The sequence below is a fragment of the Paenibacillus sp. TAF43_2 genome (assembly GCF_052113545.1).
Taxonomy (GTDB): domain Bacteria; phylum Bacillota; class Bacilli; order Paenibacillales; family Paenibacillaceae; genus Pristimantibacillus.
Genome location: NZ_JBFRDK010000022.1, coordinates 1 through 15955 on the forward strand (window position 1 = coordinate 1; position 15955 = coordinate 15955).

Genomic DNA, 15955 nt, shown 5'->3' on the forward strand with positions numbered 1-15955 from the left:
ATCTTTGTGAATGACCGTTTTAGAAACCGCAAATACGTTGTCTTCACCTTCATACAAGAAGCCGAACTTGATCAAACCTGTCCAAGAAGGTAAATAGAAACGATCATCCGCTCCATAACCATCGCCGAATATGCGGGACGCATAAGCGTTATCGGCAAACCCGACGTCCACCCAGTGATGATTCGAGGTGAGAATGCTTACCGCTTTGATTTTTGTGTTAGGCTCCACAATATTGCTGATCGTCTCTGAAAGAGTTTTTTTCATCGATAGGTTATTTAAACCTTCAACCGGCTTGCTCGCATAGAACTCATTATTTAATAATAAATCGTTATACAGCACGTTCTGCAATCGATAATCGCTGGCTAGAATTTTTGAATAATCTTCCATTGTAGAAATCAGGGTGTGAAGGTTATTTTTGATGAGCACAAGCTCTCGAGATGAATTATTGATCTCTTTCTCAATAATGGCCTTTTGTGAAATCGTGTTGGAAAAATACGACTGAGTGGAAATAAATACGACAATGATTAATAAATTAGCGATGAATATTTTATTTTTAATGGAAATACCGCCTATATACTTCGAGAACCCTTTCATAGCGCGATTGCTTCCTTTCTCTTCCATACATCGTTTTTTTGTGGGAACCCTGACTATGAGAGTAGGCTAATCTGAAGGGTGTGGATAGGATGCCTTTATGCATAAGATATTTATGTGGGGGGATTACTTTTAAGAATAGCATAGGTTTAATAAGTGTCAATTTGAATTGCTTGTGTTTTTACTCAGTTTAAATTTACTAACAGCGGACTTCAATCCAATTCKACCGCTCTCAATCTCTTGCACGATGGCTAATTTATCTGAGGCGCTAAGTTTATTTTCGGACATGAAAAATACTCCCCTCACAGCAAACAGGTTATATATTATTTCACCTGTCTACCGTATGGGGAGCATATCAAGATTCAATCTGCAGAGCAGCCTCTTTAGGCTATCTGAAACTCTTATTTACTCCAAATTCGCTGCAGGATAACTGCCGCTTCGGCGCGAGTGAGRGAGCTGTTCGGCGCTAGTTTGCCGCTCGATCCTTGCACGATACCGGCATTTACCAGTGCTGCAACGCTGTCTTTCGCGTAAGAAGCTACCGATGCCTCGTCGCTGAATGCATCCAAAGTGCCGCCTGTCGGCAACGCTTTGCCTGCGGCTTTCGCCGCGCGCGCCGCGATGACCATCATGTCTTGACGCGAGATCTTGCTGTTTGGATCGAACAGATTGCTGCCCGTGCCTTGAATGATGCCGAGCTGAGCAGCGATCTTGACCGCATCGTAGTAGTATGCGGAGGAATCCACGTCGGAGAACATCGTTACGGAAGCATTGTTACCTTTAAGCTCCAATGCGCGAACGAGCAGCGACAGGAAGTCCGCTCTCTTGATGGAAGCATTCGGATCGTACGCGTTCTCGCTCGTGCCGTTAATGATGCCACGAGATGCCATCGCTTCGATCGCTTTCATCGCCCATGGTACGGATTGAAGATCTCCGAACGTTTTCACGACGAACAAAGCTGCATAGATACTGAAGTGAGTCGTCGAGAATTTGACCGTACCGCTTGCTGCATCGTAGCGGGCATTCGGCACAGGTGTCGCTTTGCCGCTGCCGTCGATGTACCAGATGATGATGTGATCCGGGTTGCTTAGCTCTTCAGCCGTCGGCGTGTAAGGTACGGAAACCGTTACAGGCGCGTTCGGGTTGTTCCAAGCGACAACGGAGTCGCCTGCCAAAACTTCGAGGCTAATGACCGGATGGTTACCGATTTGCTGGCGGACGTCATTGCTGAGTGCTTCTGTCGAGACCTTGCCCAAGCGAACCGATACGAACTCGGAGCTGCCGACTCTCGTGCCTGCCAGCATGTTGCCAGTAAGCTCGACCGTGCCGTTCACCGTCTTGATCACAAGTACTGTCGATCCGGAATCTTTCAGACTTTGAAGCGGCAATTGCACGTCGTATGAATTTGCGCCTGCTGTTGCAGGAATGTTGATCGTAACTTTTTTCTTGCCTGCAGCGTTAGTTACAGCTTGATCGAACGCTTTCTGCAGATTGGCGGCAGAGATGTTGGACGATGCCTTACCGTTATTCACGGTAACTTTTGGTGTGATCTGGCCATTTTCAGCCGGTTGTTCAGTCACCGGAGAAGGCGTGTCTGTACCGGGTTGAGGCGAAGCGTCGCTCGTTGTTGCAGTCACAACTGTGGATGCATCCGACACCAATTCCCCTTTAACTGCCTTCACGTAGTAATAGTACTTCGTCGAAGAGGTCAAATTCGTATCCGTGAATTCGGAAACCGGTACGCCGGAAGCGATTACCGTGAACGAACCGGATTCGGACGTTCCACGATAGACGGAGAACGTTACGCTCGTGTCTGAAGTGGTGTTCCAATTCAGCTTGATTGAGGATTGGCTTTGAGCATCAGCCTTCAATCCCGTAGGTGCCTCCAAAACCTCCTCAGGCGGCGTTACAACCAGAGGAATCGTCGTTGCATTTGCGACTGTGGATGCATCCGATACCAGTTCCCCTTTAACTGCCTTCACGTAGTAGTAGTACTTCGTTGAAGCATCCAGACCCGTATCCGTGAATTCGGAAACCGGTACGCCGGAAGCGATTACCGTGAACGAACCGGATTCGGACGTTCCACGATAGACGGAGAACGTTACGCTCGTGTCTGAAGTGGTGTTCCAATTCAACTTGATCGAGCTAGCGTTCACGGCAGAAGCCGTTACGTTCGCAGGCGCCACCGGTGGCGTTGCAGGAGAATTCTTACCGGAAAGCGTAAGCACTCCAAAAACGGACGTGTCTTGATAACCTTGRCCGGTCAAATCGTTCCATACGGCAACGCTCTGACGAGCACCGTTTTTACCATCGTTGATTTGCACGTCAAAGCCTAGCTTCATGTTGTTTTCCGGTGTGATCGATGTTAACGGTATTTTCATTTCTACCGTGTAGTTCGTTCCGGAAAGAGAGGTCGCTGACTCGAAACCAGCTGCTTTGCTTGATGGATTGAAAGATGCCTGGTTGTTATAGTTTACTCTGTATTGTCCATCATCCGATTGATAGGAAGCTGTCTTTCCATTATTCTCGTCTACGAACACTTCGACGGAATCTTGTTCATGCGCGTTAGGGCTAGTGCTGTCCAGTTCCGCATTACCAGTAACTTGGATTAGCATATACAGGTTGTGATCATCCCATAGCGCTCTGGCTACACCGCGTGCACCTTGCCAGGCCATCTGGAACTTGTTGATCGAGACTTCAGGCGCATCGCTCCAGATCGCGTCAATGGTACCGTCTATGACTGGCGTACCATATTTAGCGGAAGTTTGACTAGCGGTTGCCGAAGAAGGCGGGTGCTCCGCTATGAACTTGCTCGGATCGATAACGCCATAATAGGCTTGCTTTGCTTGCAGGTTGTTATCGAAGAGCAACGGCGGTTGTTCTTTTCTCCAGCTCGTCGAATCATTCAGACCCCAGAAGGTGACTCTTGCGATATTCGCGGCGTGCTCTTTGTAAATTTGGAATAGCTGCGCGTACAAGTAGCCTTGCGCGATTGCTTCCTTTTCGGTGATCGTGCCGCCGTTGCCGGCCGTTATGTCCAGTTCGGTAATGCTGACTTCAACGCCCAAGGAGATAAACCGCTCCAACGACGCTTTAACGTTGTCCGGCTTCGTGTTGACGTTGTAATGCGCCTGCATGCCGACGCCGTCGATCAGCTTCTTGCCAGGATGCGTAAGTGCGTACTTGTCGTTGAGCTCTTTGACCATATTGTAGATGGCCGTAGCTTTGTTCTGGTTATCATCGTTGTAATCATTGTAATAGAGCTTGATATCCCAAGACGGGTTCGCGTCAAGCACTTCTCTTGCCGCCAAGAACGCTTGTTCCACGTAATCGTTACCGATTGCCGTTTTCCAAGGAGAGGTGCGCAGGGCAGCAACCCAGTCCGTCGGATTAGAGGGATTGTCGTTCATCGCTTCGTTGACGACGTCCCAAGAAATCAAATTGTTTCCATATTTTTCTGCGTAGTGCGTCATAACCGTTTGGATGTGCGTTCTCATATTGGCGAGTGCCTCGTCGCGGCTCAAAGGCGAACCGTTCGAAGTAGTCATCCATGCAGGCGTCTGCTGATGCCATACGAGCACATGGCCGTGTACTTTCATCCCTGCGGCGATCGCTTTATCGATAAGCGAATCCGCATAAGTGAAAGTACCTTTCACCGCCTGCGTTGCATCTGGTTTCATGGCGTTTTCCGCCGTTACGACATTATGATGCAATTTGAGAAGCTCCAGGCGAGTGCCATCGAAATCCGCCGCGGATACCGCGTTGCCGATCAAGAAATCGTCTTGATACTTTGTCTTGATTGGCGTCAAGTCTTTTTGTACGGAGATAGGGATCGAGCCCGTGTTCACAAAGCTGATATCGTCGATGTAGAAAGAAGCAGTCTTGTTGCTGGAGCTCTCGACGTAAATGGTCAAAAATTCGTCGCCTACGCTGGAGTAACGATAGGTGCCTTCAAGCTTCACCCAACCGTCGGCAGCATTCACGGTTTTTGCTTGTATGGTGTTGTAGCTGGCGGTGCTGCCGTTGCCGACTTGCGTGGACAACTGAAGCTGCGAGCTGGTCGGCGAGATCAGCTTGACCCATGCCGTTACTTTGTACTCGCTGCCTTTGTCTACGTTCTGCTCGACGCGAATCGTCGGACCGTGCCAAGAGTCTGTACGATCTGCTACTTTCAAAGCATAAGAACCGTTGTCGGTATGGTTGGCTTCATTCGTAACGGTCAACGTTTCTGTTTTAGCGCGGCCATCAAAGCCGCCCTGCGATTGATCCTCGAACGTAATAGTAGTGAATGGCACAGCTGGAGTTCTTGGAGGTTCGGCGCCAGGCGTAACGTCTTTAATTACGAATTCGTCCATATAGAAGTCGGCTTTCGCTGTGGCGGTTTCATCTGGACTGTAGACGTTAGCTTCGATCCAAACTAGGAATTCGGTCGTGCTGGCAGGTACTTCGTAGCCTTTCAGTTCGAACGTCTTCCAAGCGGAGTCCGTAACGGCTTGGTTGCCGATAATCCATGGGTAGTTATCCGTACCGCCGGATTTGACTTTCGCGCCTAAGTGGTAGTTATCGGTTCCTTGAGCGGACCGGAGTTTGAACGAGATATCGTATTTATGACCGGATACCAACTTGCTGGTCAAATTAAGCGATACGGCGCTCTTTCTGTCCGAACGGTCCTTATACAGAAGGGATTTCGTTCCCTCGGATGCGTAGTCAGACGATACTACCGCAGTACCGGTGCCGTTCCATCCCAGATCCGTCCAACCGCCGAGCTGACCATCCTCAAAGCTTTGGGACAGGACGAGGAATCCTGGAGGAGGAGCTGCGCTTTTCTGGGTAATGACGATGTCGTCGATCGCGAAGCTTGTATTTTTACCGGCGTCTTCGGATTCGAAGTAGAGTTTAATTCCCGTAGCGGCGGTGTTATACGTATAAGTACCGCTCAGTTTCACCCAAGCACCGTCGGTGACCGTCGTCAACCCGATTACTTCCTTAAACTGGTCGTAGGTTAATCCAGATTGCTCAATCGATGCCTTTAGCTGCGTAGAAGCCGCTCCGGTATCCAGCTTAGCGTAGGCGGAAATTTCGTATTCAGCGCCTTTTTCAAGCATATTCGTCAACACTAGGCTAGGCCCGTGGTAATTTTGGGCGCGTCCCGTCACGAGAAGCGCGTTCGATCCGGAGTGGGAGACAGCATTCGTTACGGTCGCCGTAGCGCCGTTGCCGGTCCACCCATTTATGCCGTTTTCGAATTTCTCGACAAGAACGGCCGGTTTGACGACTTTCACTTGGAAATCGTCGACGTAGAAGCTAGCGGTTTTACTGCTGCTGCTCTGTAAGTAGACTTGCAGGGCATTGGCGTTCATGTCGTATGTATACTCGCCTTTGACTTGTACCCAAGCATCGGCTRTTACCGTTGCCGCGGAGCCTGGATTCAGGTACTCATTGGCTGCCCCAGTCTGTTGAGCGCCGAATTGAATGGTCTCGGAGCCGGTCGTTCCCTCTTTGAGTTTAACCCATGCGGAAAGCTCGTAAACTGATTCCTTGTTCAGTTTGCCGGTGGCGGCGAGGTTAAAGCCCGGGCCGTTCCAGTTGTCTGTTCTTCCTTGCACTAAGAGACTGCCAGTTCCGCTATGAGCGGTATTGGTCGAAGCTGTTACCGTCTCGGTACCGCGCTTAAACCATCCTTGCGTGCCGTTCTCGAAGTCGTTCGAAACGACGACGTTCCCGATCGCTTCCGGTGTGGGAGGCGTAGGTCCGCCGATCGCGGCTGCGAAGGTATTTAAAGTATCGTCTTTCTTAATGAGAATACGTCCCATCGCCAAGGCGTCGTCATCACCGCTCCAGGCTTTGAAACCGACTTTAATTCCGTTCTCCGTCGCGGCTGCTTTTACGTCCGCGTTGTAGTTGCCGTAAGGATAGGCAAGAAGGATCGGATCTTTGCCAGTAATTCCTTTCAGGAACGTATTAGCGGATTGGATTTCCGCGGCCGCGGTCGCTTTGGTGATGCTAGTCGTCCACACGGCTTGATCATGCGTCTTTGTATGGTTTTGAAGACTGATGTTCGGGTTGTTTTTAAGCGTGTTCAATTGGCTCAGCGTCATTCCCCAAGAACCGATATTGTCCTGGATGACGAAAGATACCGCTTTCATATTGTACTGCGTCAATACTGGAAGCGCGTTTGTAATAAAATCCGGTGTTGCGTCGTCGAACGTCAGCAGAATCGGTTTCGAAGGAGCGGTTGCCCCGTTCACGATAATGTCGACGTACTGTTCCGCGGATACGGTGGTATAGCCGTTATCGTTCAGATACTTCATTTGTTTTTTGAAGTTGGCTGTGCTGTATTGATAATCTCCGGATGGATTATCGGTGATTACATGGTACAGGATGACAGGTACCGTTGCGCTCGCTGCATTCACATTTGGAGCATACCAAATTTGCGGCACTAACAGTGCAGCGGCTAACAGTGATAGCAATAGCTGTTTGAAGCGTCTACTCATTTGATGTCCTTCCCCCTATAATGGATTTTGATGTCACCTAAAGCGCTTTCATTCTTGGTGTTGAATGGCTTCTCCTTCCCGTATCTTCAATTATAATGAGCGTTTTAATAGGGCGGCACCTAACGAAGTAGAGATTCTACTATAAAAATTAAAGAAGATATTAGATCCGAACATATGAACCACCTGCTAAATACAAATAAAAGGATATATCTAATAAATGAACATCATTCAGTAGTTATTGCTATTTCATTTTGAAAAATATGAAGGCTGTAACAGACCTCAACAAATGAGGATGGCGCGGAAACAACCTTCTCGCCATCCTCATTATTAGTTAATGAAACTTTTATTTACTCCAAATCCATTGCGGGATAACTGCCGATTCGGTGCGAGTGAGGAGGCACTCGGATCGTACGCGTTCTCGCTCGTGCCGTTGTTTTCATTAGCCTTATCGAATGCATTTTTCAACATCGCTTTTTTAACGACGTCCCACGAGATGATGTTCTGCGTGCTTCTCTTGTTTAACTTGCTAAAATGCGTGAGAACCACGTTAATATAGTCATTCATGTTTGTATACGTCCCAGCCTCGGTCAGTCCTGGGTTGGACGGAGTCAGGTCGGATTCAGAGATCTTAGCGTTGTTCAGCCACGGAATCGATTGGCTTTCCCAGACGAGCGTATGCCCATGTATTTTTAGGTCATTGTCGATCGCGCTTTGAATTTACGTGTATGCTTCTAATGGATCCTCTTCATCATCGCCAACCCCAAGCTCCCTAAGAGCCTCAGTATTAGCGATAAACTGCGGCAGAGTTACTGGTCAGCATGTTAGCTGCACCTCTAGTACCACGTCCACTCAGCATGTTTGACGTTACAAAGAACCAAGCATTTGATTTCATTTTAGTAATTATGTAAAATAATTGCTGAATTTCAGCATACATACCTAAACTGTTCAAATGTTCTCAGTTAGGGATTTGAAATATCCAAGAAATAAAAAAACGGCATCTCTGCCGTTCTGATAATAAGGTATGGTGGAGCTAGGCGGAATGAACCGCCGACTGATCGTTGCCAGCGACCTATTCACCCCTATCTATAACCCCATATTTAGTAGTTAACTCGCCGTTTTTATGGGTGTTAAACTGGTAATGGTGTTCTCCCAGCTGAGCTAAGCCCCCGTGTTATTTCTTCGCCTTACTTCGTCTTACTTTTAGGGTAGTGTAACCAACCAGCTCGTGCTCCCAACTGAGTTAAACCTAACAAAAATAGCTCATGCAATTTCAGCATGAGCTATTTCAAGTCTATTGTTTTGAAAATATTGTTTAGGCATTCAGATTGTATGTTTGCCGTACTAGTTTACTCATACCAATATTCGGGAATGATCTCCCTTTCCTTTTCCAACAACTCTTTAATAATTAAATCCGCATCATGTATGGAATTCACAAGCGGATCGGTCATCATCGCTCTTCTCAATTTCGTGAAGCTCCGTTCAACAACAGCCTCCGCAGTCAGTTCGTGCGTATCCAGCACCAGCTCCTGCATGCCCCGGATTCCCCTCGGCATTTCACCCATATGAAGCGGTTTGATTCCATCCATGCTTACTTCGCTTAACAACTCAAGAAACGAATCGTTATTCATGTTGGTCACCGCACCGTTATTGAGCGTATTAATAAAGAAACGCTTGTTCAAATTCCCCACCATGTTTTCGATAATATCCGTAGCGTGATCGGGTCCGAAAGATTTCATATAATCGGCGATAGGATTTTTCCCTGTGACGAAGTCATCCACTTGCCGCCACATTTCCTCATGCCGTTTATACCGGTCTTCCGTTTCCCAAATCGATAACGGCGGGATGGCGTCTTCCGTCTTGCCAAGTCCCTGCCAATACCGGACGTATTCTTTGGTATGGGCCGTACATGTTGGAATATACCCGAAAATGTTATAAAGCTCATAAGTGATTGCATCGTTATAAAGCGCCTTTGCTCCTCTATCCCCACCGTTGTTTTCCGTTCCTGCCGACCTCCTTAATGCCTCGGCAATCGGAGCCATAACATTCTTTCCGTCATACTCCGCCTTAAGCAGCCAGGTGAAATGATTGACACCGGCAACGCGGAAATCAAATTTCCGGTCGATCTCCTCTTTGAATTCGCTTTGATCCTGAATGATACCCGCTCTAATCGCGTAGTAAGCTTTCTTGTTCGGCATGTGATGGGAGTCGCAAAGCGCAAAGGATTTAAGTTTCGGAGCATATCGGCTTAACGCGATCCCATGTACGGTAGATGGATTGATGTAATTGATAACCCACGCATCTGGACAAAGCTCCTCAATATCTTTAGCGCATTCCATAATGACTGGCAGCTCTCTCATTGCCCTGAATATTCCGCCTGGACCGATGGTATCCCCAGAGCACATCCGAATTCCATATTTTAAAGAAACCTGGCAATCGATGCCACGGTATTTGACGGTATCCTCAGCAAAGCTGAGAACGACGAAATCAGCTCCCTTCAATACCTGTCTCCTATTCGTCGAACCTTCCACTTTGAGAGATACATTGTTTTCCTTTGCAACCATTTCAGCGAGCCTTACCATCTTGGATAGTTTTTCTTCGTCAGTATCTACTAAAGAAAGTGTTCCGTTATTCAAATATTTAGAGTGAACCATTTGCCAAATTGACTGCCGCCCAAAGAAAAGACTCCCAGCCCCAATGATAACTACCTTCGGTTGTGAAACATTCGAATCCATCATGATCAAGTCCTCCTAACTGGTTATAACCTAATTATAGGAGAATGGTTTAAAAGTAGAATATGAGATAGTTTGACCTTCATGTCAAATAGTACGAATATTTGTGATTAATAAATCCAGTGATATACTAAAATAATATGAGAAATGTCTTCTGGTTAAGGAATGTAGAGGGATGCCAATGGATAAGAATATGACGGATATGGGAATTCTGAATGAATTGTCGGAATTGATCTCGCTTCGAATGAAATCGTTCTTTGAGCTTACCCACGACACGAAATGGATTGAACACAAGGCACATACCGACTATGATCTTTGGTTCGTTCAATCCGGAATCGTTACCATTACTATCGATGGTTTTGAACATACCGCAAACCCGGGAGATGTGGTCTTTTTTTACCCGGGGGTTCCCTATATGGCAGCAGCTAGTGATAAGGGATGCCGGTTTATTTACACTCATTTCGATTTTGAAATCGGCAAACAGCAACGAATTCTAAACGATTTTCAGCTCTCGGGGATCATACCGCAAGAGCTGATCCGGGAAGAAGCCATTTTGTTCGGCAAAGCCTTTACGCAATCGAATTTATTACGAAGCATGCCAGGGAACCGTTTATATTTAAAGGCTTGTCTAACGGCCGTTATTGCCAAAATTATTGAACTCTACGGACATGGCCAATATACCGGCTCATTTCTGAATGGGAGAACGTCAAGAAAAGTGGAGAGCAATTTGGACGTGTTGCAGCCGGTATTCAAATATGTTAATAACAATCTGCACAAATCTATTAAAATAAATGAGCTTGCAGCGTTTGTAGGCATATCAGAAAAATACTTTATCACTTATTTCAAGAAAGCCTTGGGCATTACTCCGGGACAATATATTTACCAGATTAAAATGAACAGGGCAAGAGAATATTTGAACGAAAAGAAATATACGATTCAACAAATTGCTAACCTTCTGGGTTATCCTGATCCGTTTACGTTTTCGAAATCTTTTAAAAAATACTATAACGTTGCACCTTCAAAGTTCGAGTAAAAAGCTGTCAGAGGACATGTCCCCAGACAGCTTTTCGCCTCCCGTTTCAGTTCAGGCACAAAAATAACTTGTTTCTCATTGACCCGATAGCGATCGCCGAGGTTCAAGCGTAATTTATATGAATATCATCAATAAATTGATAAGATGGGGATCCTTCATCAGCATCTAACTAAAATTAAAAAGCCATTTTGTTATGTGTTCTGGCTCTGTCCAATATCTCCACGCTTTTTCAATGGACTTAGAGAAAGATTTATATTTGCTCTAACTCTGCTTAAACGATGGGGAACCAACCTGGTATGCTTTTATAGTATTCCCACATCTGATCTGAAATCACCAGCTCTTTTTGATCTTCTTTTGATAAAGTGGTACGAATTTTTTCTTCTTCACCAGCTTCTACCTTCTGTACCCAATGCGGTTCCATAATCAGTTCCCGCCCTAAAGCGATTAAAGGTATCCCTGTTTCCAATGCTTTCATCACTTCATCGGGTGTGCGCARCATCCCAACACCCATTACTGGAATTCGATCACCAACTCGATTATGAACCATTACACCACGCGATGTTTGATCATTTGCATCACGGATCGAGCCGTTCCAAAATGCTCCCACCGAAATGTGGAGGTAATCCAGTTGCTGATCAGCCAATCTGTCCACTAAATGCAACGTATCATCCATGGTGATACCCGGATTCTCCCTTTCTTCAGGAGATAGACGATAGCCGATGATGAAAGGTTTTTTTGCATGTTCCTTAACGGCTTTCTTAACTGCTTCTACAACAGCTAGCGGGAAAGCCATACGCTTTTCGAGCGTGCCTCCCCATTGATCCGTTCTTCGATTTGAGTGTGGAGAAAAGAATTGCTGAATTAAATACGTATTGGCACCATGAATTTCCACTCCATCGTATCCTGCTTCGATGGCTCTTCGAGTTGCTTCTCCAAAGGCCTTAACCATATCAGTTATCTCTTCAGCCGTCATTTCACGCGGTTCCACAGCATCCTCGCGTTCCGCTGCTACAGCACTTGGGGCAATGGGCTGAAGATCGGGCAGTAGCTCAGGCGGACACATTCTACCGCCATGAAAAATTTGCAAGATGGCCTTGGATCCTTTTTCTTGGATAGTTGTTGCTACCCGTTTTAGACTAGGAATTAAAGAATCAGAATCCGCTCCAAATTCGCCAGGGAACCCTTTTCCGTTTCTGGTTACGTAAGTGCATGCGGTAATCACGATGCCCACACCACCGGCACGCTCATGATAATAGGCAACTTCTTCATCTGAAACCTCACCATTTTCATGGGAAGCAGTATTGGTCRTGGGTGCCATCACAATTCGGTTCTTTATTTCGATGCCAGAACGGAAAGTAAATGGTTTAAAAGCAACTTCRAATTTAGAATTCATGTTTGTATTTCTCCTTTTGTGTTATTCAGGTAGGTTAACGCTGCCTAAATATTTTCATTTCTAACTTGATTATCTTCAGCTTTGTTCGAGACCCGACTATAGCAGCACCATATCAAGTCAGAGAAACCAACGAGATAAAACAATTAACTTGATAACTATCCTCTGTGTATCCTACCATTTTTATGCTACCGACTAGCATGGTTTAGGTATGATGCTTACTAGTGGGTTACGGCTTGATGATATCTGCGAGGATTTCGTAGGAACGCAGGCGTGCCTCGTGGTCAAACACCTGGGCGATGACCATTATTTCGTCAGCTTGGGTATCGTTCAAGAAAGATTGCAGCTTTTCTTTCACCGTTCCAGGACTGCCGAAGATGGATGAGCCGAGCTGCTGCTCCAACGCTTGTTTCTCGTACTCACTCCATAAGCTGTCCATGCTGTCCACAGGCGGTTGCAGCTGCACTTCCTTGCCACGGATCAGGTTTAGAAATTGCTGCTGCAGCGTCGTTCCCAAACGGTTCGCTTCCTCATCCGTATCGGCGGCAATAACGTTGACGCCGACCATCGCGTATGGCTTCTCCAGTACTTTCGAAGGCTTGAAAGAACGCCGATATAATTCCATCGCCGGCACGGTGTTGCCGGGCGAGAAGTGACTAGCGTAAGCAAACGGCAGACCGAGCTGACCGGCCAGCTGTGCGCTGTACCCGCTGGAGCCGAGCAGCCAGATGGGAATAGTTAGGCCCTCCCCGGGGATCGCCTTGACATGCATAGTGCCTGATGCTAACGAGGGATCGAAATAGGCCCGCAGCTCATCCAATTGCTCATCGAAATCCTGGCCGTCATTCCTGCCGTCGCGACGCAGCGCGCGAGCGGTACGCTGATCAGTACCGGGTGCCCGTCCAAGACCGAGATCGATGCGTCCCGGGAACAGTGATTCAAGCGTCCCGAACTGCTCCGCGATCACTAGCGGCGAATGATTGGGAAGCATGATACCACCTGAGCCTACCCGGATTGTGGATGTGCCAGCCGCCACATGGGAGATCACAACGGAAGTGGCGGAGCTGGCGATAAAAGGCATATTATGGTGTTCCGCGAGCCAGTATCGGTTATAACCCCACTTCTCTGCATGCTGGGCAAGGACCAGTGTGTTGCGAAATGACTCGGCTGGACTGCCGCCGGCGACAATAGGAGATAGATCTAGCACGGAGAATGGTATATCACTCAGTCTTTTGTTTGTTTTATTTGCAGACATATCGTCTTCCTCTTTTCATAATTGTTATTTTGCCGCGTTCGCCAAAATTTCATAAGAACGCAAACGGGCCTCATGATCGAAGATTTCGGTGTGCGCCATGATTTCATCCGCCCCGGTTGCAGTCCGTTGACGGATTAGATTTGTAGCCCCATTGTTCGGCTTTCTTTGCCAAAAGAAGGGTATTGGCAAGTGACTGTTCAGCCGAACCACCTTCAATGATAGGTGAGGGATCGAGCACGGATAATGGCGTATTCGCAATGTTTGACATGATGGCATATTTCCTTTATTCATTATTGTGTGAGATTCATGTTGTAATGGTCATCTGATGGGTAGGGAAATAAGGCAATACCTCTTCACCCAGCTCCTGGATGACCTCCTCCGGAGGACGCCAGGAAAAATACAGGACAAAAGCGAGATGGTTGACGCCTATTCGCTGAAATCTATGAAGCAACTCCACCAAATGATGGCGTCCGAGACGATAGCCTAATGGAATTTCCTCCGGTGAATCATCAGGATTTTCCGATAAATCAATAAATAAAGTTTGAGAGAATGGTTTAAATACGCCGGGCGCTTTCATCTCCGTCAATGTGCGATAATCCCGGATAAGCATTTCCTGTTTATCAATACTTCTGGGGTACTGTATCCAACCATCGCCATGTTCAGCAATCCAATTCATGGATTGTTGGCTGAATCCCGTCACCATCGTCGGAATTGCTGTTACGGGACGGGGAATCAACTGCATATCACTGCCGTCAAAAACGCCTAGGTTCGATTCAATCGCTGCATTCTCATTCCGCAGTAGCCCGTCAAGAAATTCATAGCTCTCCCGGAAGAGCTCACCTCTATCCTCTCTTTGGACTCCCAAAGCCGTAAAATCCATTTCGCGATCCCCCGAAGCTACACCCATAATCAATCGGTTCGGAAACAAGCGGTGTATCGATGCGGCTTCCTTTGCAACCCGGACCGGGTGACGTAACGGAAGGACGACACCCGCAGTCCCTAACACGATTTCTTTTGTATGCGCGGCGAGATAAGTTAAATAAATCCATAAATCATACATTTGGCCATTATCGTCTATGTGAAGATTCTGCATGGTTACATCCCGCAGCCAAAGTGCAGCAAATCCATAATCTTCGATTTTGCGAGCAAGATGCAGCTGATTCTCCATGTGCGGCGTCTTTGTCATCTTTTCGGTTGGTAACACAAACCCAAGCGTCAACTTATTTTTCTGATACATTTTAGGGTATCCGTCATACTCCAACTGCTTGCCCACCTTAATCATTTGTAATTACTAATTCCTGTTCCTTTATATTGGCTTTTGGTCCTAAAATTTCTGGATTAAACTCCCGCAGAGGCTGCTCTGTCAGGATGCGCTGAGGCCAGTCATGGTTGGCAAGCGCTCCTTTACCCAAGGTAATAAGATCAGCATCACCACGCATCAATAACTGTTCCGCTTTATCAGGATCTTCGAGATTGCCATTCGCCATCACTGGTACAGTACCGAATTTCTTAGCCAATGCGGCAAGTGTAAGTTCAGTTCCTTCAAATGCCGGCCGAGTCGCATCATATTCGGTTACATGGATATAATCCAGGCCCGCCCTGCTCAAACTTGAAAAAATGATTTCGGCATCCTTTTCGGCCCCAGCCCATTTATGATAGTAATCACTGACTTTCCCTTGAGAGATACGGATTCCTACGACAAAATCAGTCCCAACCGCTTCACGCACTGCGTTAGCGACCTCAATCAGAATACGGATCCGGTTCTCTGTTGAACCTCCATATTCATCCGTTCTTTCATTCATATAATCCGTCAGGAACTCATCAAGCAAATAGCCGTTGGCACCATGGATTTCCACGCCATCGAACCCTGCTTCTTTTGCCCTCTTKGCCGCTTCCGCAAAACCATGAACAACCTCTTGGATGTCTTCTTTTGTCATTTGTTTTGGTTTCTTGTAAGGTCCCTCCCCGACRTAGAACGGAAGCTGTTCACCTTTTGCTGTTAAGTCAGAGGGCGCGATGATCTCGCTCTTATAACGATTTCCTTGTGACTGCGCACCTGCATGCATCAATTGGACAATGATCTTTGATCCGGCTTGATGAACCGCCCCGGTTACTTTTCTCCATGCATCGATATGCTTCTCATTTGCAATTCCTGACTGGTTCAGATACCCTTGGCTATACATTTCATCGGGATAGACGCCTTCCGTGATCAAGAATCCAAAACCGCCCTTTACAAAGCTTTCATAATAATTCATCATGATTTTGGTTGCTTGCCCGTCTTCAGATGCGCTGATTCTGGTCATTGGCGCTACACCAATACGATTCTTTAGTTTCAGTTTACCAATCTGTATATCAGACAAAAGACGGGGAAATTTATTTAGGTGAGCAGCTGTTGTCATGTCGATTTCTCCTTTAAATTTGGTTGGTATTGTTTAACAAATTATGCCCCATATTTGGATAATT

The 15955-nt window shown here is 46.9% G+C and carries 10 protein-coding genes, 1 tRNA gene and 1 pseudogene; 1 reads left to right on the forward strand and 11 read right to left on the reverse strand.

Going from position 1 to position 15955, the window contains the following annotated elements:
* The 6 genes and pseudogenes from AB4Z17_RS07165 to AB4Z17_RS07190 form a co-directional block, all read right to left on the reverse strand.
* Positions 1 to 621 (reverse strand): annotated as a pseudogene (locus tag AB4Z17_RS07165) (sensor histidine kinase); the annotation flags it as partial.
* A 129-nt stretch (positions 622 to 750) separates the two neighbouring features.
* Positions 751 to 879, reverse strand: coding sequence for a hypothetical protein (locus AB4Z17_RS07170; protein WP_441958965.1), 129 nt, complete (start codon positions 877 to 879; stop codon positions 751 to 753).
* 113 nt (positions 880 to 992) lie between these two features.
* Positions 993 to 7085, reverse strand: a complete 6093-nt coding sequence (locus AB4Z17_RS07175; protein ID WP_441958967.1) for an endo-1,4-beta-xylanase — start codon at positions 7083 to 7085, stop codon at positions 993 to 995.
* Positions 7086 to 7412: 327 nt separating this feature from the next.
* Positions 7413 to 7802, reverse strand: a complete 390-nt coding sequence (locus AB4Z17_RS07180) for an endo-1,4-beta-xylanase (protein WP_441959007.1) — start codon at positions 7800 to 7802, stop codon at positions 7413 to 7415.
* A gap of 305 nt (positions 7803 to 8107) precedes the next feature.
* Positions 8108 to 8178 (reverse strand) — tRNA-OTHER (locus tag AB4Z17_RS07185).
* Positions 8179 to 8431: 253 nt separating this feature from the next.
* Complete coding sequence (locus AB4Z17_RS07190; protein ID WP_441958969.1) at positions 8432 to 9820, reverse strand: family 4 glycosyl hydrolase; 1389 nt, start codon at positions 9818 to 9820, stop codon at positions 8432 to 8434.
* 175 nt (positions 9821 to 9995) lie between these two features.
* On the opposite strand from AB4Z17_RS07190, the gene AB4Z17_RS07195 reads away from it, so the two are divergent.
* Positions 9996 to 10847, forward strand: a complete 852-nt coding sequence (locus AB4Z17_RS07195) for an AraC family transcriptional regulator (RefSeq protein ID WP_441958971.1) — start codon at positions 9996 to 9998, stop codon at positions 10845 to 10847.
* 271 nt (positions 10848 to 11118) lie between these two features.
* Here the strand turns inward: AB4Z17_RS07195 and AB4Z17_RS07200 are convergent, their stop codons facing one another.
* The 5 genes from AB4Z17_RS07200 to AB4Z17_RS07220 all read right to left on the reverse strand — a co-directional run bounded on the left by AB4Z17_RS07200 (position 11119) and on the right by AB4Z17_RS07220 (position 15891).
* Positions 11119 to 12240, reverse strand: a complete 1122-nt coding sequence (locus AB4Z17_RS07200) for an NADH-dependent flavin oxidoreductase (RefSeq protein WP_441958973.1) — start codon at positions 12238 to 12240, stop codon at positions 11119 to 11121.
* A gap of 226 nt (positions 12241 to 12466) precedes the next feature.
* A complete protein-coding gene (locus tag AB4Z17_RS07205) occupies positions 12467 to 13492 on the reverse strand; it encodes an LLM class flavin-dependent oxidoreductase (RefSeq protein ID WP_441912441.1) in 1026 nt (341 codons plus the stop codon).
* 103 nt (positions 13493 to 13595) lie between these two features.
* Positions 13596 to 13760 (reverse strand): hypothetical protein, encoded by a 165-nt coding sequence (locus tag AB4Z17_RS07210; protein ID WP_441912440.1) that lies wholly within the window; start codon positions 13758 to 13760, stop codon positions 13596 to 13598.
* A gap of 36 nt (positions 13761 to 13796) precedes the next feature.
* A complete protein-coding gene (locus AB4Z17_RS07215) occupies positions 13797 to 14774 on the reverse strand; it encodes a TIGR03571 family LLM class oxidoreductase (protein WP_441912439.1) in 978 nt (325 codons plus the stop codon).
* Positions 14767 to 15891: an NADH:flavin oxidoreductase gene (locus AB4Z17_RS07220; RefSeq protein WP_441958975.1), complete on the reverse strand. Its 1125-nt coding sequence runs from the start codon at positions 15889 to 15891 to the stop codon at positions 14767 to 14769. Before AB4Z17_RS07220 ends, AB4Z17_RS07215 begins: the two co-directional genes overlap by 8 nt.
* Positions 15892 to 15955: the final 64 nt, after the last annotated feature.

What these genes read in the sequence shown, in the direction of transcription:
- AB4Z17_RS07190 (WP_441958969.1), bottom strand. Translation starts at nt 9,820, where the DNA reads ATGATGGATTCGAATGTTTCACAACCGAAGGTAGTTATCATTGGGGCT.
- AB4Z17_RS07195 (WP_441958971.1), top strand. Translation starts at nt 9,996, where the DNA reads ATGGATAAGAATATGACGGATATGGGAATTCTGAATGAATTGTCGGAA.
- AB4Z17_RS07205 (WP_441912441.1), bottom strand. Translation starts at nt 13,492, where the DNA reads ATGTCTGCAAATAAAACAAACAAAAGACTGAGTGATATACCATTCTCC.
- AB4Z17_RS07210 (WP_441912440.1), bottom strand. Translation starts at nt 13,760, where the DNA reads ATGTCAAACATTGCGAATACGCCATTATCCGTGCTCGATCCCTCACCT.
- AB4Z17_RS07215 (WP_441912439.1), bottom strand. Translation starts at nt 14,774, where the DNA reads ATGATTAAGGTGGGCAAGCAGTTGGAGTATGACGGATACCCTAAAATG.